Genomic DNA, 20,430 nt, shown 5'->3' on the forward strand with positions numbered 1-20,430 from the left:
ACCCCCTCCCACATCAGCCACCTACGAACCTAGACCAGTTCGCGGTAGGCAGCGCGCCGCGGCGGCCCGCAGCGTTCCCGGGTTTTGTCGGACCCCCGGAGTAGGGTCCGAGAAGGTTCCCGACGTGGAAGGGGTCTACACCGGCATGATCACGCACACGCTCAAGACCGAAGAGGCCGACCTCGTCTACGACGTCCGCGGCCCGCTGCCCACGGCGGACGGGCGGCCGCCGTTGTTCATGATCGGTCAGCCGATGGACGCCGCCGGCTTCACCTCGCTGGCCGAGCACTCCGCCGAGCGCACGGTGGTCACGTACGACCCGCGCGGGCTCGGCCGCAGCGCGCGCAGGGACGGCAGGGTCGACCACTCGCCCACCACCCAGGCGGCGGACGTGCACGCCGTCATCGAGGCGCTCGGCGCGGGGCCGGTCGACATGTTCGCCAGCAGCGGAGGTGCGGTGACCGCGCTCGCGCTCGTCGCCGCGTACCCGCAGGATGTCGTCACGCTGGTGGCGCACGAGCCGCCGCTCGTCTCGCTGCTGCCGGACGCCGAGGCGGCCGAGCGAGCGGGTGCGGCCGTCCGTGAGGCGTACCAGAAGAGCGGCTGGGGCGCCGGAATGGCGGCGTTCATGGCGATGACCCAGTGGACGGGCGAGTTCACCGACGCGTACTTCGCCCAGCCAGCGCCGGATCCGGCCGCTTTCGGGATGCCGGTCGAGGACGACGGGTCGCGCGACGACCCGCTGCTGTCCGACCGTTCAGCCGCGGTCACCAGCTACCGGCCCGACGTCGAGGCGCTCGCCGCGGCGCCGACGCGGGTCGTCATCGCCGTGGGCGAGGAGTCCGCGGAGACGCTCACCGGCCGCACCGCGGTGGCCACGGCCGGATTGCTGGGCCAGGAGGCCACGGTCTTCCCGAGCCACCACGGTGGTTTCATCGGCGGCGAGTACGGCTACGCGGGGCAGCCGGAGGCGTTCGCGCGGAAGCTGCGCGAGGTGCTCAACGGCTGAGCGCTCACCGGCTCAGCCGCGACAACGCGGACGACATGTGCTTGAGCCGGATCCCGTTGACCCGCCCCCGTACCGGTTCGAGCACGATCGTCGCCGCGTCCTGCGGCACGTGCCGCAGGTCATGGGTGATCAGGATCGTCGTCCGCCCGGCCATCAGCCGGCGCATCGGCTCCATCACCCGGGCCGCCGTCGCCGCGTCCAGGCCGGTCATCGGCTCGTCGAGCACCAGCACCGGCGAGTCCCGCAGCAACGCCCGGGCGATCGCGATGCGCTGGAGCTGGCCGCCGGACAGCAGCCGGCCCCGCTGCCCGAGCGGTGTGTCGTACTTGTCGGGCAGCCGGTTGATGAAGTCGTGCGCGTCCGCCAGCTTGGCGGCCCACACGACCTCCTCGAAGGTCGCCCCCGGCTTGCCGTACGCGATGTTGTCGCGTGCCGTACCCGAGAACAGCAGGTTCTCCTGCTGCAGGATGGTGATCTGGTCGCGGAGCGAGGCGCTGGTGAAGTCGCGGATGTCCGTGCCGTCCAGCAGGATCCGGCCGCCGGAGGGCTCGTAGAAGCGCAGCAGCAGCTTGGCCACCGTCGACTTGCCGGCGCCGCTCGGGCCGGTGAAGACGATGGTCTGGCCGGGTTCGACGGTGAAGGACAGATCGGCCAGCGTGGGCCTGGTGCGGTCAGGGTAGGTGAAGTCGACGTGCTCGAATGTGATCCGTCCGGCGACGGGGCCGGTCAGCGGCCTGGCCGTCGGGGTGTCGCGCACGCCGGGGCGGGCCTCGAGCACCTCCATCACGCGGTCGGAGCCGGCCGCGGCCTCGGAGACGTTGAGCGCCAGCTCGCCCAGGCTCTGGACGGCAGGGTAGAGGAAGGCCAGGTAGGCGGCGAACGCCAGCAGACCGCCGATCGTCAGGCGGCCGGCCGCGATCTCCCACGCGCCGAAGCCCAGGATGATGATCATGCAGATGGTTTCCAGCACCTGTACGGCGGGGCCGTACAGTCCGGAGAGCCAGGCCTGCGACATGTTGGCCCGCAGCCAGGACTCGCCCTGCCGGTGCAGGTGGCTCGCCTCGGCGTCCTGCCGGTTGTAGGCCTGGACCAGGGTCTGGTTGGACAGGCTCTCCTCGATGACGCTGTTCATCATGCCGTTGCTCTGCCGCTCGCGCGCCGCCGCGACCCGGAACTTGGCGGCGAACAGCTTGGAGATGATGATGAAGCCGGGGACGAGCGCGAACGTGATCAGCGCGAGGTCCCAGCGCACGATGAACGCGGCCGTGGCGAAGACGATCACGCTGACGACCGTCGTGAACGCCTTGATCAGACCGGAGCCGACCAGCGTCTCGATGGCCTCGATGTCGTCGGTGAGCCTGGCCATCAGGTCGCCCAGCCGCCGGTTGTTGAAGAAGTCCGGCGTGAGCGTCTGGACGTGCGCGAACACCCGGTCGCGCAGTCTCAGCAGGAAGCGCTCGGCCGCCAGCGCCGTGACGTAGGCGCCGCCGAAGGCGGCCAGTCCCGCCAGTACGGCGAGGCCGAGCCAGGTGAGCGCCGGGGTCCAGAAGGCGCCCAGGTCCTGCCGGGCGAGCACCTCGTCGGTGATGACGGCGAACAGGCCGATGGCCGCGACCTCGCACAACGCGGCCACGATGGCCAGGACGCCGCCGAGGACGAACAGCCGGCGAACGCCTCGCGTGTCGGGCCAGAACTCGGCGAAGGCCCTGCGGATCAGGACCGCGGGCGCCAGTTCCGGACCGTGCGACGCCGATCGCGTCCCCGGCCGAGCAGAGAGGGAGAGCCGACGGGAAATCCGCCGACCCTCCCCAGTGGTGGCTACCACCACCACCTCCGTCGCCTGCATCCGCAGAAGTAGCGACGGCGACGACAGCGTCTCCGCCGGCGGCCCCAGCCGCCCCATCCCCAGTCATCCCAGTGATGCGTAGGGAAACTGACAGGAGCCATGATTCCCCTCCTTTGAGCGTGCACCCACACGAAGGTGCGACGTTTGCCGACAAACAGGACGCTAACAGTCGCTCGGGGCGATATCGCGCTTTGTGGGAGTATTTGGGCAGAGGTTTGAGGTCGGGGCTCTGGGCGGTGTGTTCCATAAACGGCCCGGAAACGTGAATCGGGCGCTGTGGCATGCGATCGCGTGCCCTGCTCTCGCTGGGCGGAAGGTCGTTCTGGTCAGCGTTTCCGGCCGCTAGACAGGGCTGGCGTAAAGCCGAAATAAATAGATGAGGTGGTGTCCAATGCGCGCGGCAAACCCACCTATGTAAGCCGCCCGGTGCACGCCATTCCCGCGGCCTACGGGACGCGCCCGACCGCGTGGGGACTCGGTGCTCTTAAAGCGCCGGTTAACGGCCGCCTGACCCCCGCCTAACTCCCACCTGACCGCGCGAACCTACCGGGCCAGGGCCGTACGGAAACCCGGGAACCGGTCCGGCCGGACCCGACCAGGGAACCCACGCTCGCCACCGGTCGAGGGGCGCGGATCATGCGGATGCGGTCGGCTGGTCCCGCGTATAGTGGGGCTAAGCCATACAAAAGCGTCTATATCCGTTCTATGGGAGGCAGAGCCCCTGGCTGAGGGCTTGCTGTTGTGACGAGTCTGAGTAGCGACACGGGACGACACGTCCTTGAGACCGTGTGGCACCGCGCCCCCTTCCCCGTCCTGGTGACGGACGCCGCAGGCGTCATCGTCCAGGCCAACGACGCGGCGCTGGGGCTGCTGCCCGACGCTCTTCCGGGTACGGCGCCGGCCGATACGGGCGCCGCCTGGCTGTCCGACGGCCGGGCTGAGGGAGCGTGGGCGCGCGGGCTCATCGGGCAGACCCTGTTCGAGGCTCGCCCGGTGCGCGAAGGCGACCTCACCGTCTGGTGGCTCGTAGACGTCACCGGCCTCGACCACACCACCCAGGCGCTCCGCGTCGAACGCGAGCGGACGGCCTTCCTCGACCAGGCGTCGAGCGAGCTGCTGTCCTCGCTGAACCTCGACCGGTGCATGGAGGTGACCGCCCGGCTGGCCGCCCGCCATCTGGCCGACGCCGCCATGGTCATCCTGCCGCCGCATCGGCACCGGTACCCGCTGGCCTACTGCGGCCCGGACGGCGTCGTCGTCCGCGACGAGGCGCTCGTCGACCCGGCGACCGTACCCGGCCTGGCCGAGGCTCTGCAGGGCTACCCTCCCCTGCCGTCCCGCTGGATCGACCCCGCCGCCGCTCCCGGCTGGCTGACCCGCGACGGGCTCCACGAGGTGGGTTCGATGGTGGTGAGCGCGCTGCCCGGCCACGGAGTCCCCGCGGGCGCGCTCGTGCTGCTGCGTACCAGCGAGCACGCCTGCTTCTCCGAGGGCGAGGAGGTCTTCGCCCGGCTGTTCGCGGCCCGCGCGGGAGCCGCCATGTCGGCCGCCCGCCTGTACGCCGAGCAGACCCGCATCACCGAGACCCTGATGCGCGAGCTGCTGCCGCCCCGCGTGGGGCACCTGCAGGGCGTCGAGTTCGCCGCCCGCTACCGGCCCGCCGAGGACGCCGCGCTGGTCGGGGGTGACTTCTATGACGTCCATCCGGCGGCGGAACCCGGCCAGGAGACGCTTGCCGTACTCGGCGACGTGGCCGGCAAGGGCCTGGAGGCCGCTGTGCTCACCAGCAAGATCCGGCACACCCTGCAAGCCCTGCTACCGCTGGCCGGCGACCACCAGCGGGTGCTCGAACTGCTCAACGGCGTACTGCTCAAGGGCGGCACCAGCACCCGGTTCGTCACGCTCGTCCTGGCGTCCATCCAGCGCACGGGCGACCGCGTCCGCCTGCGGGTCACCAGCGCGGGACACGCCCCGCCGCTCATCATCCGCAAGGACGGACGCGTGGACGTGGCCGACACCAAGGGCACCCTCATCGGCATGATCGACCGGATCAGCAGCGTCACCGACACCGTGGTGCTCGAACCCGGCGAGACCTGCCTGCTCTACACCGACGGCATCACCGAGGCCAAGGGCGGCCCGCTCGGCGACGAGATGTTCGGTGACGAGCGGCTGATGGAGGAACTGCGGCAGTGCGCCGACATGCCACCCGAGGCGATCACCGAACGGGTGGAGATGTTGTCCTCTCAGTGGGTAGGGGGCGGCGATCACGATGACATGGCCGTCATCGCCATCACAGCACCGCGCGGAGCCCACTGAGCGCGAGGGGGGACGAGGATGACGGACGCGGACAGGTTCTCCGCCTGGCGCGAGAAGCTCTGGAGCGCCGCCGTGTCCGGCGACGAGCACGCCGCCACCGACGCCGCGCTGGCCGCGCTCGACCAGGACCTCTCCCTGGAGAGTCTGCTGCTGGAGGTCGTCGCCCCTGTACAGGCCAGGGTGGGCCGGGAGTGGGAGAGCAACCGGATCACGGTCGCCCAGGAGCACACGGCGACCGCCGTCAACGAACGGGTGCTGGCCGCGCTCGCCCGCCACCCGTCGGCCCGCGCCGCCGCGAGCGGCCCCACCGCGGGACGGATCGCCGTCGCCTGCATCGACGGCGAGTGGCACGCCATGCCGGCCCGGATCCTGTCGGAGGTGCTGCGGCTGCGCGGCTGGCGGGTCGACTACCTCGGCGCCCAGATGCCGACCCCGCAGCTCATCTCCCATCTGCACCGCACGGCCTGTGACGTGGTGGCGTTGTCCAGTTCCATCCCGACGCGGCTGCCCACGGCACACGCCGCGATCACCGCCTGCCAGGCGACCGGCACGCCGGTGATGGTCGGCGGCGCCGCGTTCGGGCCGGACGGCCGCTACGCCCGCCTGCTCGGCGCGGACGCCTGGGCCCCGCACGGTCGCGCCGCCGCGGACCGGCTCGCGGCCGGCCCGCTGCCCCGCCCGCCCGCCGCCCGCCTGGCCGTGGACGACCTGCCGCATCTGGAGGACCAGGAGTACACCCTGGTCAGCCGCTCGGCCCGGTCCCTGGTCAGGGAGGTCATGGCCGGTCTGGAGGCCCGCATCCCCGCGATGGCCGACTACACCCCGCGGCAGCGTAGGCACACCGCGGAGGACGTCGCGCACATCGTCGACTTCCTGACCGCCGCGCTGTACGTGAACGATCCCGAGTTGTTCGGCCGCTTCCTCGCCTGGACGGCCGGCGTCCTGAGCGCCAGGGGCGTCCCCGCCGTCTCGTTGCTGCCCGCCCTCGAGATCCTGGGCGGGCGGCTGGAGGACTTCCCGCGAGCCTCGGCCCTGATCGTTCACGGGCGGGACACCGTACGAGCGGCCTCCCCCGAGATCAGCACCGTCCCCGTCCGTGGAAAGAGCACATGACCACCTCCGCCCCTGATCCGCTCAGCCTCGTCCTGACCTCTCCCCGACCCGGTACGGCACGCCTGACCATCGACGGCGACCTCGACTACAACACCGCGGACGAGCTCATGGCCGCCGCCCTCACCGCCCTCGACGGCGCCGAGCTGAGCGATCTGTACCTCGACTGCGGCGGCATGGGGTTCTGCGACTCCAGCGGGCTGGCCACCCTGCTGCGGATCCACCAGCACGCGGGCGCGGCCGGGACGCGGCTGCACCTGGAGAAGCGCCCCCTGGTGCTGGAGCGGCTGCTGGACATCAGCGGCACCTACGAATACCTCACCGGCGCCCCGGCGACGGACACCTAGGTCCACGGGGCTTCTACCAGCATCTATGCGAGATCCGATATCGGCCGTCTTTTGATATCGATATTGGACAGCATCTCTATCGTGTGATGATCTTCTGCGCATGAAGAAGGCACTCCCCCAAGCCCTCCGCTCCGGGCTGGGCGTCATCGCCCTCATCTCGCTCACCCTCCTCGGCGCTCCCGTGCCCGGGGGCATCGCCCACGCCGACGTCCCCGTCATCGCCACGGTCCGGCCGGACACGACGGTGCGCGACGACCTGCGCGCGGTGTTCGACAAGGCCGGGGTCCGAGGCACGTTCGCGCTGCTGAACGTCTCGGCCAGGACGACCACCGTGGTGAACCGCAAGCGAGCCGAGACGCCGCTGGTCCCCGCCTCCAGTTTCAAGGTCCCGCACGCGCTGGTCGCGCTGGAGACCGGCGTGGTCAAGAGCCCCGACGAAGTGATCCCGTGGGACGGCACGCCGCAGCCGTTCCCCGAGTGGGAGCAGGACATGAGCATGCGCGAGGCCGTCCGCGTCTCCAACGCCGCTGCCTTCCAGGTGATCGCCCGGCGGATCGGCCTCCAGCGCGAGCGGCAGTGGTTGCACCGGCTGGGCTACGGCAACCGCGAGACCGGGACGGTGGTGGACCGGTTCTGGCTGGACGGGCCGCTGAAGATCTCGGCGGTCGAGCAGAGCCGGTTCATGGCCCGCCTGGCCGCCGAGCGCCTACCGGCCGGCCGCGAGCACCAGCGGACCGTCCGGGACTTGATCCTGCAGGAGAGCAAGGACGGATATGCGCTGTACGCCAAGTCAGGGTGGCAGAACGCGCCCGGGCCCGGCACGGGCTGGTGGACCGGGTGGGTGGAGCGCGCCGGTCGCACGTACACCTTCGCCTTGAACATCGACATCGCGAAGGACGGCGACGCCGCCAAGCGCGCCACGCTGGCGCGGGAGCTGCTGCAGCGGCTGAACGTCCTGCCCACGGCATAAGGGTTAACCGTCGTCGTTCCGGCGGGCCGGCGCGGGCTGGCCGGGCCCGCTGCCTGCCGTACTTCCTGGACCCCTTCCAGGGCCGGGCCACCGGTCCTGTCTAAGCTCAAGCCCATGGCACTGGAATGGGAACAGATCATCGTCGACTCCGCCGACCCCGTCGCTCTCGGACGCTGGTGGGCGGAGGCTCTCGGCTGGGTCGTGGTCGACGAGACGGACGAGATCATCGAGATCCGGCCCGAGCCGGATCGGCTGCCGGGACTGCTCTTCGTGCCGGTCCCCGAGGGCAAGACGTCGAAGAACCGGCTCCACCCCGACTTCCGCCCCGACGACCAGGAGGCCGAGGTCGCCCGGCTGCTCTCCCTCGGCGCCCGGCGCGCCGACACCGTGCAGGACGAGCAGCACTGGGTGACCCTCCTCGACCCGGAGGGCAACGAGTTCTGCATCCTGGGCGAGCGGAAGCACTGAGCCGGCAGCGCGTGTTGCTCGGGTCCCTACCGCCGGAGGCCGGTCGTCGCCGGATCGGCGGAAACGGCGGGGGTCCGGGGCCAGGTCCACGCGGAGCGCAGGACGAAGGCCAGGAGCAGCACCTCGATGCCGATGGAGAGGCCGTAGGAGGCCCACTCCCAGGACTCCCCCAGCGCGTTGATCACCGAGTAGGGGATGTAGAGCGCTGCCACGACCAGGTTCACGGTGCGGTTCACCCGGGCTGGAAGCGTCATGGAGAGCATCACCATCAGGCTAGGGATCCCCACGGACGCGACGAACATGGTCAGCAACGCCGGGCTGATGGTGAACCCGAAGACCACCCCGGCCTGGATGTCGGCGAGGGTGCCGGGCTTGTAGAGGTGGAAGTAGTCGACGTAGATGTAGAGGAACATGAAGCTGGTCCACGCGGCGGCGAGCTTGGCCTGCACGGGGATCGGCGGGTTGGCGAGCAGGGTCGGGGTCTTCGTCCGGACGGTCATCGGTCCTTCTTTCGTATCGGGAGGAGACGCACTTTCGTATCGGAAGGAGACGCACCGAATTCGGTCGCTCTGACGTCGGTCCGGTCGTCAGACGGTGACGACGACCTTCCCTCGGGTGTGGCCGGCCGCGACGTGCCGGAGGGCGTCGGCCGCTTCGTCGAGGCGGTAGGTGCGGTCGATGACCGGCCTGACCTGCCCGGTCGCGAGCAGCTCGGCCAGGGTGAGCAGGTCCTGGCGCTTCTCGACCGACAGGAAGGGCTTCAGCCGCTGCCGGGTGAACCCGGACAGCACGTGCGCCCTGACGATTCGGCCGAGGGGACCGAACCAGCGCCCGCCGCGTCCGCTGTTGGGGATGAGGGTGCCGGTGGGCGCCAGCGCCCGGCGGACAGCCGCCAGCGGCTGGGCCTCCACGTTGTCGAGGATGACGTCGTAGCGCTTCCCCGTGCGGGTGAAGTCGGCCTGCGTGTAGTCGACGACGTGGTCGGCCCCGAGCGACCGGACCAGGTCGACGTTGCGCGTGCTGCACACGCCCGTCACCTCGGCGCCGAACGCCTTGGCGATCTGTACGGCGAAGCCGCCCACGCCGCCCGACGCGCCCGTGACCAGCACCGCCTGGCCCGGTCGCACGTTCGCGACGTCGCGTAAGGCCTGCAACGCCGTCGTGGCCGACGTGGGTACCGCCGCCGCCTCCACGACCGGCAGGTCGGCGGGCACGGGCACGAGGTGGTCCGCCGGGACGCAGGCGTACTCCGCGAGCGTTCCGGCGGTGCTCCAGCCGAACACCTCGTCGCCGGGGCGGAGCGCGGTGACCTCCTCTCCGACCGCTGCCACCACGCCGGCGAGGTCCCTGCCCGGGATCCCGTGGCGCGGCCGGCGGAGCCCGAACGCCAGGCGCACCACGTACGGCTCGCCAGTCAGGACGAAGTAGTCGCCGGGATGCACCGAGGCCGCGCCCACCTGGACGAGCACCTCGCCCCGACCGGGCACCGGTCGGGGCACCTCGGACGATCGGAGCACCGAGGGCGGGCCGTAACGGTGGTGGACGGCGGCCCGCATCATCCCCGGCCCCAGGCGTGCTCCGGCATTCGCTTCGTGTTCTCCCACAGAAGCCCCCTCGCCGCGTTCGTACGCTGTACGTCGTACGCTGTACTATTATCGTACGTTGTACTATTGTCAAGCCGTCGAGAGCGAGGAGACCCGTGCCCGCGAGGGAACACCGCCAGGTCGCATCAGACACGGTGCTGAGCAAGCAGCGGGTGGTGACCGAAGCGGTCCGGCTCGCCGACAGCGAGGGGGTCGACGGCCTGAGCATGCGCCGCCTGGCCGGCGCGCTCGGCGCGGGCGCGATGTCGCTCTACCACTACGTGGCGAGCAAGACGGAGCTGCTGGACGCCATGATCGACGCCGTCTTCGAGGAGATCGAGCTCCCGCCCGAGGAGGCCGACTGGCAGACGGCGATGCGCCGGCGGGCGGTGTCCGCCCGAGAGGTCCTCGCCCGCCACCCGTGGGCGATCGGCCTCATGGAGTCACGGACCACGCCGGGCCCCGCGAACCTCCGCCACCGCGAAGCCGTCACCGCCTGCCTGCGGAGAGCCGGCTTCCCGATCCTGATGGCGACACACGCCAACTGGCTGCTCGACAGCTACGTCTACGGCTTCGCCCTGCAGGAGGCCAGCCTGCCGTTCGACACCGCCGATGAGCTCGCAGGCCTGACCGAGGACGTCTTCCTGCCCCAGCTTCCTCCGGACGAGTTCCCTTACCTCAACGAGTCCGCCGCGGCGCTCGTCGCCGCCGGCTACGACCCCAGGGAGGAGTTCACCTTCGGCCTCGACCTCGTCCTGGCCGCCCTCGAACCCCTGAGAACCTCCGCCTAGCGACCCTCACGAACCGCCGCCGGCCCGACGCCTCAGACGCCGTCCAGGAGCCACCGCAGCATGGCAGGCGTGGCAGCGAAATGACCGGCGTGACCCGCGTCGTCCGCCTCGATGAGCGTCGCGGACGGGATACGGCCCGCCAGCCACCGCCCGTGCGTCACCGGGACGACCGTGTCCAAAGACCCGTGCCAGATCCGCACCGGCACACCGATCACCGCCGGATCGAACCCCCACGGCAGGCCGTACAGGGCGAACTCGTCATCGATCCACCCCTCCTTGCCGGGCCGTACGGCTTCCGCGAAAGCCGCACCGAGCATGGCCTGAACCTCGGGCTGGGCCAGAACCGCCTGCTCGGCGGGCGGCAGCAACGCAGCGGGGCTGTCGCTCTCCTCGTCCTCGGCGAACAGCTTGACCAGAGCGTCCCTGCCGACCAGCGCAGCCTCGGAGGAGCGACGGTTGCTCTCCATCATGCCGCCCGTCCAGTCCAACCCCTGCGCGTCACACGGCGCCAAGCTAGCCAGTGACGCGGCGCGCGTGACGCGGTCCGGATGGCGAGCGGCGAAGGCGAGCGCGTGCGGACCACCTCCGGAGACCCCGAACACGGGGAAGCGGTCGAGTCCGAGGGCGTCGGCGATCGCGCGGATGTCGTCGGCGGCATCCACCACCCGGCGTCCGCCGTGCGGCGTGGACCGCCCGAAACCGGGCCGGTCATAGGTGATCAGCCGAATGCCCAGCTCGGTGAACAGCTCAGGGTGCGGGTAGCGCGCCAGACGGCTCATAGGCGTGCCGTGGGTGTACACGACGGGCCTGCCGCCGGGCTCCCCCCACTCCTCGACGGCCAGGGTACGGCCGTCGGCCGCCTTCACCTCACGCACGCTCGAACTCCTTCGCCACGCATTCTGCTGCCACCCACGCTAGCGGGCCCTTGCCAGGAGGATGCGGCCCGAACGCGCCACAAAGCGGACGAAAGACGCCATCCACATAAGCTCGTCGTTGTGATCGAGGGCACCGTGTCGACCCAGTTAACCCGGCTACTGGCCGGCGCCGCAGGCGCGAACGCCGCAGTGGCGCCCTTCGCCGGCGAACTCCACGACGACCTGGTGCGAGTGCCCGCGTCCCTCACCGACTCGCTCTGGCAGGAACTGACCGGTGTCACCGCCGCTCAACTCGTCCGCGCCCTGCCCGATCAGGGCGTCGGCCTGTGGAGCCAACTGTTCAGCGGCGGCGAGACCCTCCTGGACGGCCTGCGAGACGCCGCCCGCTACCTCCCCCTCCTCGCGGACCCGGCCACCGAGTCGATCGAGGTGATCGACAACGGCGAGCTGACCACCGTACGCCACAGCTCCACCACCCGCCTGCCTCCGGCAGTGGCCGCCACCCGGATCGAGTTCGGCCTCGGCGTAGTCCTCGAACAGCTACGCCGCGCCGCCGCCAGAACCGTCACGCCCGTGCACGCCGGGTTCGCCCATGCCGCCCCCCGGCATCACGACGACCTCGTCAACCTGTTCGGCAGCGGAAACCTCGCCTTCGCCGCCGAATCCAACACCTTGACCTTCCTCACCGCCGACCTCACCACGCCTCTGCCATACGTCAGACCCGGCCTGGCCACGGTGCTGCGTCAGCACGCCAACCTCGTCCTGCGTGCCGTACGCCCAGCCTCAACCTGGCACGACAAATTCCGCGCCGCCGTCACCGCCGCGCTCCGCGACGGCGACTGCTCCTTGCGTACGGTCGCCACCCGCCTGTCCCTCAGCCCCCGCACACTGCAGCGCCGCCTGACCGAGCAAGGCACCACCTGGCGGACCGAACTCGAGACAGTACGGCAGAGCAGAGCGGTCCGCCTGCTGCAGAACACCGACCTCACCGTCGACGCCATCGCCGACCGAGTCGGCTACAGCGACGCCCGATCCCTGCGCCGCGCCACCCAGCGCTGGCACGGCACCTCACCACGCACCGTACGCGCGAAGTCCACCCGAGCAGGACCCACAGTTGTCCCAGGTGCGTAAGCTGCCGGTCCGTCCTCGGCCGACCGAAGACGAACCAATCTCTGCCTCCTTCGGAAGGCTCTGATCGGCGAGGAATCCACCGCGACCCGAGAGAAGTCGAGCGCGTCGGCTGCGCGCAGCCAATCGAGCACGACCTGGTGCAGGCAGCACGAACAAGACGCCCAGCAACGCCAGCCGGTCATCCAGCCGCCTGCGCCTCGGATGACGGAAACGGCGCCGACGCTTCGGCAACAAGGCAGCGGCTACATCGAGGGATCAGAGCACGTGTTCGCGTCGCCGGTCGCCAGACTCACGGCCCAAGTGCGTAGTCGTCCGTTCCGGCGACATCCAAGGTGGCCCCCAATTGCCAGCCCTTGCTACGGTTGCGAAGCAATCTGATCACGGTCCACGGGCATCCGATCATCGTCCTGGCATGGTGCGGTGGCGCGGCTCCGGAAGGGGTCGACATCTCCCACCACGAGGACGCCGCGGGCTCGCGGAGCACCATGCCCGGGCCTTCGTCAGCAGCGACAGTCGTGGACGACGTGGACTTCATCGCACCGGCTCTGCGCGGGCAGAGCGCGTCCGTCCGCCTGGACGCTCCAGATGATGGCTGGGCGGTGGAGCCGAAACCGTTCGTGCTGCGCCCGGGGGTGCTTTATCACGCGTTCGGCTACCAAGGGCGAGGCTCCACCCAAGTCAACACCAACCAGGTCAGCTTCTCCGCCGAGAGCGTGGCAAAGCTCAAGCCGGGATGGGTGCTGGTCCAGCGGTACAACGAGAGACGGTCACCGCCCGCGTGGGACGACGCTGCGATCACTCGGGAAGAGTTCGACCGCCAAGGCCAGGATCCGGCCAACTGTCAATGATCGGTTGTCTTCGTAGCTGCCACCCCTCCAGTGCGCGCACTGTTGTTTCAGTGGCCGCTGGGACACCCATGGCGACGTGGCGTCGCCAGCCCGAGAGTCTGACTCAGCGAGCAACCTGGACCGCTTCAAGAGAGCCGTATTCCGGCCGAGACCGGACTGGCCGACCAGGCGGCGCCGGCACGGTTATCACCATCCGTCCTGCGCACTCACCACCTGGTCACGTTCGGCACTCCGTCTCCTTCCGCAGTAGTCGGCGGGCAATCGACGAATACCGCGGAGCTGCCTGGTCGACTCGACGAAATACCAGCTTGAGCGCGCTGCCGGATACGCCGTCACCCAGAGCCTGCCCACCTGAGCAGGCAGCAAAGGTCAGCGGCCCACGCGAAGCCGTTCCGGGGCTATCTGCGCAGTTTGGTGAGCAAGTCCGTCAGGGCCCTTCTGCGCCGGGCGGCGCCGGGGTCCTCAGGATCGTCCTCCTTGGCCAGGTAGGCCGTACAACCTGCCGTGCACTGCTCGATGATCAGGCGGCGCGCGTCGTAGTGCCGTCGGCGCTCCAGCCCTACCGCGTCACGTTCCCGTAGGCGGGCTTCCTGCAGTTGCTTGACCCGGCCGCTGGCCAGCAGATGGAACTCGGCCTCACGGTTGTCCGGATCGGCCGCCAGCAGCCGCTCCATCGCGTTGGCGATCATGATGCCCTCGGCGTTCTCGAGCCGGTTGAGCGTGGCGGCGGTGACCAGAGTGCGGCGGTCCCGCACCGATCTGTGATCCGTCCAGGAGCCGAAGTCCCTGGTGATGTCCGCCGGGTCGGGCCCCGGGGGTCCCTCGCCGATCCAGTAGTTGTAGGCGACGGCCAGCAGGCGCTTCAGGTCCTCGGTCTCCGCCTCGGCGAGCAGGTCGCGCAGTCGGCCACACGCGGAGACGAAGTTTTTGGCGTCGAGGTCGACCTCGACGAGGCTGCGCGCGATCCTGGTCCGTCCTGTGGGCGAGAAGGCGAGTTCCCGCGCCGTGTCGAGGGTCGCGTAGGCCGCCTTGTGGTCGCCGAGCATGCTGAGCAGGGTCGACTTCATGACGGGCGGGCCGGAGGCGCCCTCCAGCCGGGCGGTCCAGCGGGTGAGTGCCGTGATCGCGTGGCCGAGGAGGGTCCTGGTCTGGCGGTCGAGGTCGTCGGGGCCGTCCCTGTTCTGCCGGTGGGTGTTCGCGGCCGTGAATGCCTGAACGACCGCCGGCGTGTGCGCCATGTCCGGGTCGTCCATGACCTTGATGTATTTCTCCGGCAGACCGACCCTGACCCAGGACTCCCCCGTCCCCCGGTAGCGGCGCGGGAACAGCGGATCGTCCTCCTGAGCCTCCGTGCGCATCGTCGACAGCGCCACTCTGGTGGCGAGCTCGGCGAGATCGTTGATCTCCCTGACGTTGTCGGCCGGGTCGCGCCCCGAGTCGATGCGCTGCACGACCGCCAGCGTCGCAGCGTCGTCAGGATCGAGCGCGATCCGGTCGATCTCCCGCAGGCTGGCTACGACGTCGCCTGAGTAGACCGACACGCACCAGGTGCGGTCACTCACCAGGGCGTTCCGAATCCTGTGCTTGCTACGGAACAACGACTCGACGATGCCGGCGTGCGCCTCGTCCTCCGCTTCCTTGGCCTGGGAGCTCAACGGGACCGACGGTTCCGACAGGGAGCGTACGCACAGCTCGGCGAACCTCTCACCCGTCCCGCCGCGCAAGGACGCACAGGCGATCCGGATCTCCTCCTCCAACCGGGCCTTCGTCTCCTGCGGCAGCTCCCCGTCGGCATCCGGGCGGCTGATCCCGAATCTCAACCGGTCGCCCCGACCCAGCAGGCGCCGGTTGAGCAGTTCCAGACGCAGATGCGCGTTGTGGGCGCCGACCCGGCCCGTCCCGGAGAGCGCTGTCGTGATCTCCCTGTAGCCCTCCTCGCCGGTGTCGCGGGAGGCCAGCAGCGACGCCGTGCCGAACGCCCCCGCCAGCGTCGCGTGGATCTCAGCGCGCTCCCGCGCATGCTCACGCGGATCATCGGCGATGAGCGCCTTCAGGTAGAGCGCCTCCAAGCACGCGCCCCACGCCGCAGCTGCGGACGCCGGATCACCACCGACGGTCTGCGCCACCGCCAGATCGTGCAGAACGGCCTGGTCGAACGGCCGGCGGCGGAGCATCACGCTCCAGGCCCGCCGTGCCTGCACCCGCTGGCCGGTCCGGTGCAGCGTCTCGGCCTCGCGACCCGCGATGTAGCGACGCAGGGGCTCCAGTTCCACCGCATCGCCGACGGCGGCGCGCGCCCGGGTGAACACCTCCGCCATCACCTCGTCAGCCAGCGCCAGCGCGGCCGCGACCTGCTCGCGCGGCGGGAGGCCGGAATCCACGGCGACGACCCGCTCAACCGGTTCCGGGCTCCTCGCCGAAGGCGGCTCCGCGAAGCACTCCCGCACCGCCGTCAGCAGCTTGCGCGTCTCGTCGGTCGGCGTCGGCTCTCCCCCGGCCAGCGTCGACGTCTTGTCCAGCCTGCCCCTGGCCCGCTTCAACTGGGCGTTCGGCTTGTTCTTGTCGGGACTCTGCAGGCTGCTCTTGAGGGCGGCGCGCCGCTCCCGGAACTCCTCCGGCGACAAGCCGCCACGGTCGGCCTTCTCCAGCTCGTCCGTCTCGGCCATCATCCGTACCGCTCCGTCCGCAAGCAGGTCGACTGCGCTGGTCAGCGCGGCGACGTCACCGGCGAGCCGGGCGCGCTCCTGGCTGTCTTTCGGGTTCGGAGACTTCGCCGCCTCTTTCGCCAGCGCCAGGAGCTCGCCGTGGAGCTTCCAGAATCGCCGCAGCTCGTCCTCGAGGGCGATCAGGCGCTCTGCGGCCGTCCCCGTCTCACCTTTCGGCGTGTCCTCTGGCATCGCGCGCACCGGCGCAGGCGCCAGGGCACGCACTGCGGCCAGCAGTCCGGACACGCACTGTGCGGCCTCGGCCGGATGTGGATCGCGCGCCGCCGCGAGAAGTTCCCTGGCCACGCGGTGAGTGTTCAGATCGGGGAACTCCAGCGGACTGCGCAGGAGGAGATGCCGGTACAGCAGCGTTGCCAGAAGCCCTGGCAGTCGTCCTGCCTTCAGCAGACACGCCAGCCTCTCGGGGATCTCGGCCTCGGGCAGCCCGTACACGTCGATGACATCGCTCAGCAACTGGAACGCCGCGCTCGGCAACCGCAGCGGTTCCACCACGCGCCGCAGCGTCTCGGGCGGGTAGCCACGCAGCAGCCAGGCCACGCCGAGAACCGCAGCGCGCGCCGCCCCGTCCGGGCGTCCCAGGGACCGTCGGACGACCTCCTCCAGCGACCCGGCCAACCGATCCCTGGACCGCTCATTGGGGGTGGCCTGTAACCGATCCTCGAAGTCGAGGTCGTACACGCCGCTCCACCGGCACTCCCCCGCAGCGGAAATCCGGGGGACCGCGGTCCGCACATGCGGGACCGGCTCCGGGCCACCGGGATCGGGCCCCGGGTCCGGGACGTCGGCCCCCTCCATGATCGCCGCGTAGATCGCTTCGGCCCGCTTGCGGAACGCGCCCGCGTACCCCGGACGTCCCACGTGCTCCTCGTGGAGACGGCGCTGTGCGTAGGCGACGTGTGCCCAGATCCGGTGACTCGTCGGTGATCGCTCCGCCGCGAGGAGGAGGAACTCGCTCGCCTCCATCAGCCGTCCGTGCCGTAACTCGATCAGCCCGAGGTGGTAGGGGAACTTGGGGTTGCCGGGATCCAGGGACTGGCAGCGGAACAGCAGGTCGATCGCCGCGCGAACCGGTGTCGAAGGGTGCACCGCGATCCGGAACATCGCCTCGACCAGGGCCTCGTACTGCATGGGAGTGAGGGATTCCCCTCCCGAGCGGAGCTCCCACAGGTGTTCCGCCATGAACCTCAGCCTGCTCGGATCGTTCTCGGTCACCGGCCGAGCCCCTCTCTGGGAATGATCCGGACTCCGGCGTCGTCCGCGAGGGCGATCTTCGAACCGTCAGGGGAGACCGCCATGGGCGAGTCCGCCGACATGAAGACCACCCGGCCGGACACCATCAACGCCGAGGAGCCGCCAGGGTAGGTGAAGACCATCACCTCGCCGTCGTGGTCCGATCCGAGGAATCGAGCGCCCGCCGCTGCCTGGAAGCCCCGCCGTACGGACAGCTCCGAGCTCACCAGCACCCCTGAGCCGTACTCATCCAGGACGGCCACGCCATCGGAGGTGAAACGGTGGTCCACGTGCGCGCCTCGCAGCGGCTTCAGCTCGACGGTCGTCCGGGTGAGCGGGTTCAGCCGGTGCAGCCGCTTCTCCCCCACCGCCAGCAGATGGCCGTTCTGCAGCGTGCCGAATCCGAGAACCACCCGCTCGAAGCGGCGCTCCAGCTCCTCCGAGCCCGCCAGCCGGACCGTCCCGTCCATCCCGACGATCAACAGCGAACCGTGCGACCAGGTGAACCCCTGAGCGCCCTCCGGCCGGTGCGCAATAGCCATCGGGTCCCCGCCGTCACCGGGGATCTTCCAGATCGTCCCGTTCCACATGCCGACGATCAGGTCAGGGCCGTCGAACTCGGCGGCGCACGGGATGTTCAGCGTGCCGCGCCCAGGCAGCCTCAGGTCCACCGACCTGCCCTCGGCCGTCAGCATGACCACCTGGCCCGACCAGGCGACCGTCGCGAACCGACCGTCGCCCACCGCTGAGACCTTCGGAAGGTCGGCCGCGTGGCCCATGCCGACGATCAGGGACCCATCGGGCTCGAACAGGGCCGACCCCGCGGGGCCGACCACGGCAACCCGCTCCCCATCCGGCAGGAAGAACGGCCTGCCCGCCATTGCCAGAGTCGGCAGTTTCTCCGCCTTCTTCGGCAGCCCCTTGACGGGGTCGACGCGGAACCAGTCGCTGGTCGTGCTCTCGCACCCCGGGGCTTGTGCGACGATCTGGACGCGCTCGTGAACGTCAGGGAACGACAGATCGGGAAAGGACGCTCGCCGGCCGCGCACCGGCCGCACCGTGGTCCCCACGAGCCGTGTCCTGCCGCTCGGGGTCTCGGCGACGACCTCCACCTCCGGGATGTTCTCGCCCATCACCTCGACGAGGATCTCCGGCAGGGTGAGGTTGACCGTCTGCGCCGGCGGCTCCGCACTCGCGAAGCGCAGCCGCACGAACGGACGCCCGGGCAGGAGATCGAGCGCATCTCGGACGCGGTCGAACCAGATGGGGTCGCGGGCGTCCTGCCACTGGATCCTGGAGACCGACATCGGCACCGACGGAATCGCGCTGCTGTTGATCAGCACTGGGACAATCTTGATCTGGCCGCTATGAGTCAGCGTGAACGCCGACTGGAGTTCCCATTCACACATCTGCCGCTCGAAGTACGACTCGGAGTAGAGCGGCACGAAGAACCGGGTGCTGCGCAGTACCTCCTCGAGCTTGGTGACCCAGTTCTCGCCGGGCAGGACGCCGTCCGGGGACGTGTCGAGGAACACCGTCGGCCTGCGCCCGTCCAGCGTGCTGCAGGTGAGGAGCTCGTCGCGCAGCCGCCCAGCGGCGATGGAGTCGGCCCCCGCATGGCTGATGAACACGTCCCAACCGATCACGCGTGCTCCCTGAACCTTCTCGCGACCTGATCGATCTGGCCCAGGGTCTGCCTCACATCCCGGTTCGCGGTCTCCCTGCTCAGCCGGGAGCAGGTCCGGATGACCTCGTCGAAGTCCCGCCTACGCCCCCGAGGCCGACCGCCTGCCGTCAACTCTTGGAGCAGCCGCGACAGGGCCGCCAGCTCCAACTGGACGGCGTTCTCCCGTAGCGCCGTCCGTAGCTCCTCCACAGGCGCACGGTCCTCGCGCGGGACCTCGCGGATCAACCGGCCGGCCCGGTCCTCCAGCGCGCGCATCTGCTCGGCCGCCGCGTTCAGCCGCGAGATCGGACAGGTCAGCGCGTCGCCGATGCCGTCGAAGATCCGTTTGTTCTCCCGCGAAAGCCGCGCCATCGTGATCATCGCCAAGAGGGCCTGCGCGGGCTGGGGCGACTCCGCGCCGGCCGCCGTCCTGGCGGCGCGCTCGGCCCGGTCGAGATCGCCCTCCGTCAGCACCAGGCAGAACCCGAGCATGAGGTTGGTCTGCGGATCGACCGGGACGAGCAGGATCGTCCGCTCCACGATCGTCAGCGCCTCCAGCCACCGATCCTCCTCGAAGCGCTCGTAGGCCTGCGCGAGATCGTCGTCGGCGAGCAGCAGGTAGAGGACATCGGTGCGCTCGCTAGACAACGGAGGCGGCGACACCTCTCCACGGCCGAGCCGTACGATGTGCGCGGCCAGGTCCTGGACAGGTTCGAACGCGTTCCAGTCCGGGCCCAACCCCGCCAGCGCGCGCAGCGCCCGGTCGAACTCCCGAGCGTGGAGCAAGGGCATCAGCTGGGGCATCATCTCCCGCAGCATCGCCATCCTGACCTGCCAGGCCAGATTCGTCAGCGACCACCGGCGCTCCCGGTCGTCGGCGGCCCGCGCCCCCGTCTCCGCGGCCTCCAGCGCCGCCCGCAGCTCACCGGCGAGCGCTCTGTGCACCGCCAGTTCCAGCCAACACGCGCCCTCCTCCGGGACGTACGAGAGGAACGTCACCAGCCGCCGCTCGTCCGGCTCGGCGAGCAGTTCCGCCGTCAGCCGCCGTCGCAGCGCCCCCCGCAGCTCGACGAGCTGTTCCGCCAGCTCCGGCTCGGGGCCGTCGAGGCGGAGTGACTCCAGCTCCTCCAACGCGCCCAACGCGTCCCCCTGCCGCATCAGGCAATGGATCAGCAGATGGCGGGCCTCGTGGTGCCCCGGCACCAGCTCCAGCACCTCGTCGACCTGAGCACGCGCCAGCTCGACGTTCCCCGCCGCGAGATTGGCCTTGGCATCCTCGATCAGGCCGTCCTCGTACGAGGAGTACTCCAGGGTGAGCGGGACATCCCCCTCGCCCAGCTCGCGCAGCACGGGGATCTCATCCTTGCCCGCGTCGTGCAGCTCGCGGCGGATCCGGTTCAGCTCCTCGGTCAGGTCAACCTCGGCGGCGCGCGCGGGCGGCGCCAGCCGGGGCGTGCGCAGCGTGTGTCCATGGCTGAACGGCACCAGGTTCTGCGGTTCGGGCACGGGGACTC

At 70.2% G+C, this 20,430-nt stretch carries 16 protein-coding genes; 9 read left to right on the forward strand and 7 right to left on the reverse strand.

Annotation, left to right across the window (positions count from 1 at the left end):
• Positions 1-124: 124 nt before the first annotated feature.
• On the forward strand, positions 125-1,009 hold the full coding sequence (locus ACIBG7_RS26425; RefSeq protein WP_397337924.1) for an alpha/beta fold hydrolase: 885 nt from the start codon (positions 125-127) through the stop codon (positions 1,007-1,009).
• 4 nt (positions 1,010-1,013) lie between these two features.
• Here the strand turns inward: ACIBG7_RS26425 and ACIBG7_RS26430 are convergent, their stop codons facing one another.
• Entirely contained in the window at positions 1,014-2,834 is a 1,821-nt protein-coding gene (locus ACIBG7_RS26430; RefSeq protein WP_397337925.1) for an ABC transporter ATP-binding protein, read from the reverse strand.
• 807 nt (positions 2,835-3,641) lie between these two features.
• Here ACIBG7_RS26430 and ACIBG7_RS26435 point away from each other — a divergent pair.
• From ACIBG7_RS26435 to ACIBG7_RS26455, 5 genes are all read left to right on the forward strand, one after another.
• Positions 3,642-5,171 (forward strand): PP2C family protein-serine/threonine phosphatase, encoded by a 1,530-nt coding sequence (locus ACIBG7_RS26435; RefSeq protein WP_397337926.1) that lies wholly within the window; start codon positions 3,642-3,644, stop codon positions 5,169-5,171.
• 18 nt (positions 5,172-5,189) lie between these two features.
• Positions 5,190-6,284 carry a B12-binding domain-containing protein gene (locus ACIBG7_RS26440; protein WP_397337927.1) on the forward strand — a complete coding sequence of 365 codons (1,095 nt, stop codon included), beginning with the start codon at positions 5,190-5,192 and terminating at the stop codon, positions 6,282-6,284.
• Positions 6,281-6,628 (forward strand): STAS domain-containing protein, encoded by a 348-nt coding sequence (locus ACIBG7_RS26445; protein ID WP_397337928.1) that lies wholly within the window; start codon positions 6,281-6,283, stop codon positions 6,626-6,628. Before ACIBG7_RS26440 ends, ACIBG7_RS26445 begins: the two co-directional genes overlap by 4 nt.
• A 100-nt stretch (positions 6,629-6,728) precedes the next feature.
• Positions 6,729-7,598, forward strand: coding sequence for a class D beta-lactamase (blaOXA, locus tag ACIBG7_RS26450; protein WP_397337929.1), 870 nt, complete (start codon positions 6,729-6,731; stop codon positions 7,596-7,598).
• Positions 7,599-7,712: 114 nt separating this feature from the next.
• On the forward strand, positions 7,713-8,066 hold the full coding sequence (locus tag ACIBG7_RS26455; protein WP_397337930.1) for a VOC family protein: 354 nt from the start codon (positions 7,713-7,715) through the stop codon (positions 8,064-8,066).
• Positions 8,067-8,092: 26 nt separating this feature from the next.
• Here the strand turns inward: ACIBG7_RS26455 and ACIBG7_RS26460 are convergent, their stop codons facing one another.
• Positions 8,093-8,566: a DUF6326 family protein gene (locus ACIBG7_RS26460; protein WP_397337931.1), complete on the reverse strand. Its 474-nt coding sequence runs from the start codon at positions 8,564-8,566 to the stop codon at positions 8,093-8,095.
• 87 nt (positions 8,567-8,653) lie between these two features.
• Positions 8,654-9,553, reverse strand: coding sequence for an NAD(P)-dependent alcohol dehydrogenase (locus tag ACIBG7_RS26465; RefSeq protein WP_357932283.1), 900 nt, complete (start codon positions 9,551-9,553; stop codon positions 8,654-8,656).
• 251 nt (positions 9,554-9,804) lie between these two features.
• Between ACIBG7_RS26465 and ACIBG7_RS26470 the strand changes: the two genes are divergently transcribed.
• The gene (locus ACIBG7_RS26470; RefSeq protein ID WP_397337932.1) at positions 9,805-10,440 is read left to right on the forward strand and encodes a TetR/AcrR family transcriptional regulator; all 636 of its coding nucleotides are present in this window, start codon (positions 9,805-9,807) and stop codon (positions 10,438-10,440) included.
• Between the two features lie 32 nt (positions 10,441-10,472).
• On the opposite strand, the gene ACIBG7_RS26475 is transcribed toward ACIBG7_RS26470, so the two are convergent.
• Positions 10,473-11,315 (reverse strand): alpha/beta fold hydrolase, encoded by an 843-nt coding sequence (locus tag ACIBG7_RS26475; protein WP_397337933.1) that lies wholly within the window; start codon positions 11,313-11,315, stop codon positions 10,473-10,475.
• Positions 11,316-11,450: 135 nt separating this feature from the next.
• Between ACIBG7_RS26475 and ACIBG7_RS26480 the strand changes: the two genes are divergently transcribed.
• Both ACIBG7_RS26480 and ACIBG7_RS26485 read left to right on the forward strand, forming a co-directional pair.
• Entirely contained in the window at positions 11,451-12,446 is a 996-nt protein-coding gene (locus ACIBG7_RS26480) for a helix-turn-helix domain-containing protein (protein WP_397337934.1), read from the forward strand.
• Between the two features lie 515 nt (positions 12,447-12,961).
• Entirely contained in the window at positions 12,962-13,294 is a 333-nt protein-coding gene (locus tag ACIBG7_RS26485) for a hypothetical protein (RefSeq protein WP_397337935.1), read from the forward strand.
• Between the two features lie 398 nt (positions 13,295-13,692).
• Here the strand turns inward: ACIBG7_RS26485 and ACIBG7_RS26490 are convergent, their stop codons facing one another.
• Genes ACIBG7_RS26490 through ACIBG7_RS26500 form a run of 3 tightly spaced genes read right to left on the reverse strand, consistent with a single transcriptional unit; the run spans position 13,693 to position 20,422 of the window.
• A complete protein-coding gene (locus tag ACIBG7_RS26490; RefSeq protein WP_397337936.1) occupies positions 13,693-17,232 on the reverse strand; it encodes a hypothetical protein in 3,540 nt (1,179 codons plus the stop codon).
• Positions 17,229-18,896: a toll/interleukin-1 receptor domain-containing protein gene (locus ACIBG7_RS26495; protein WP_397337937.1), complete on the reverse strand. Its 1,668-nt coding sequence runs from the start codon at positions 18,894-18,896 to the stop codon at positions 17,229-17,231. The genes ACIBG7_RS26490 and ACIBG7_RS26495 overlap by 4 nt, the downstream gene beginning before the upstream one ends.
• Positions 18,893-20,422 carry a tetratricopeptide repeat protein gene (locus tag ACIBG7_RS26500; RefSeq protein ID WP_397337939.1) on the reverse strand — a complete coding sequence of 510 codons (1,530 nt, stop codon included), beginning with the start codon at positions 20,420-20,422 and terminating at the stop codon, positions 18,893-18,895. Before ACIBG7_RS26500 ends, ACIBG7_RS26495 begins: the two co-directional genes overlap by 4 nt.
• Positions 20,423-20,430: the final 8 nt, after the last annotated feature.

Origin of the sequence: Nonomuraea sp. NPDC050328, from assembly GCF_044459405.1 — a bacterium.
Taxonomy (GTDB): Bacteria; Actinomycetota; Actinomycetes; order Streptosporangiales; family Streptosporangiaceae; genus Nonomuraea.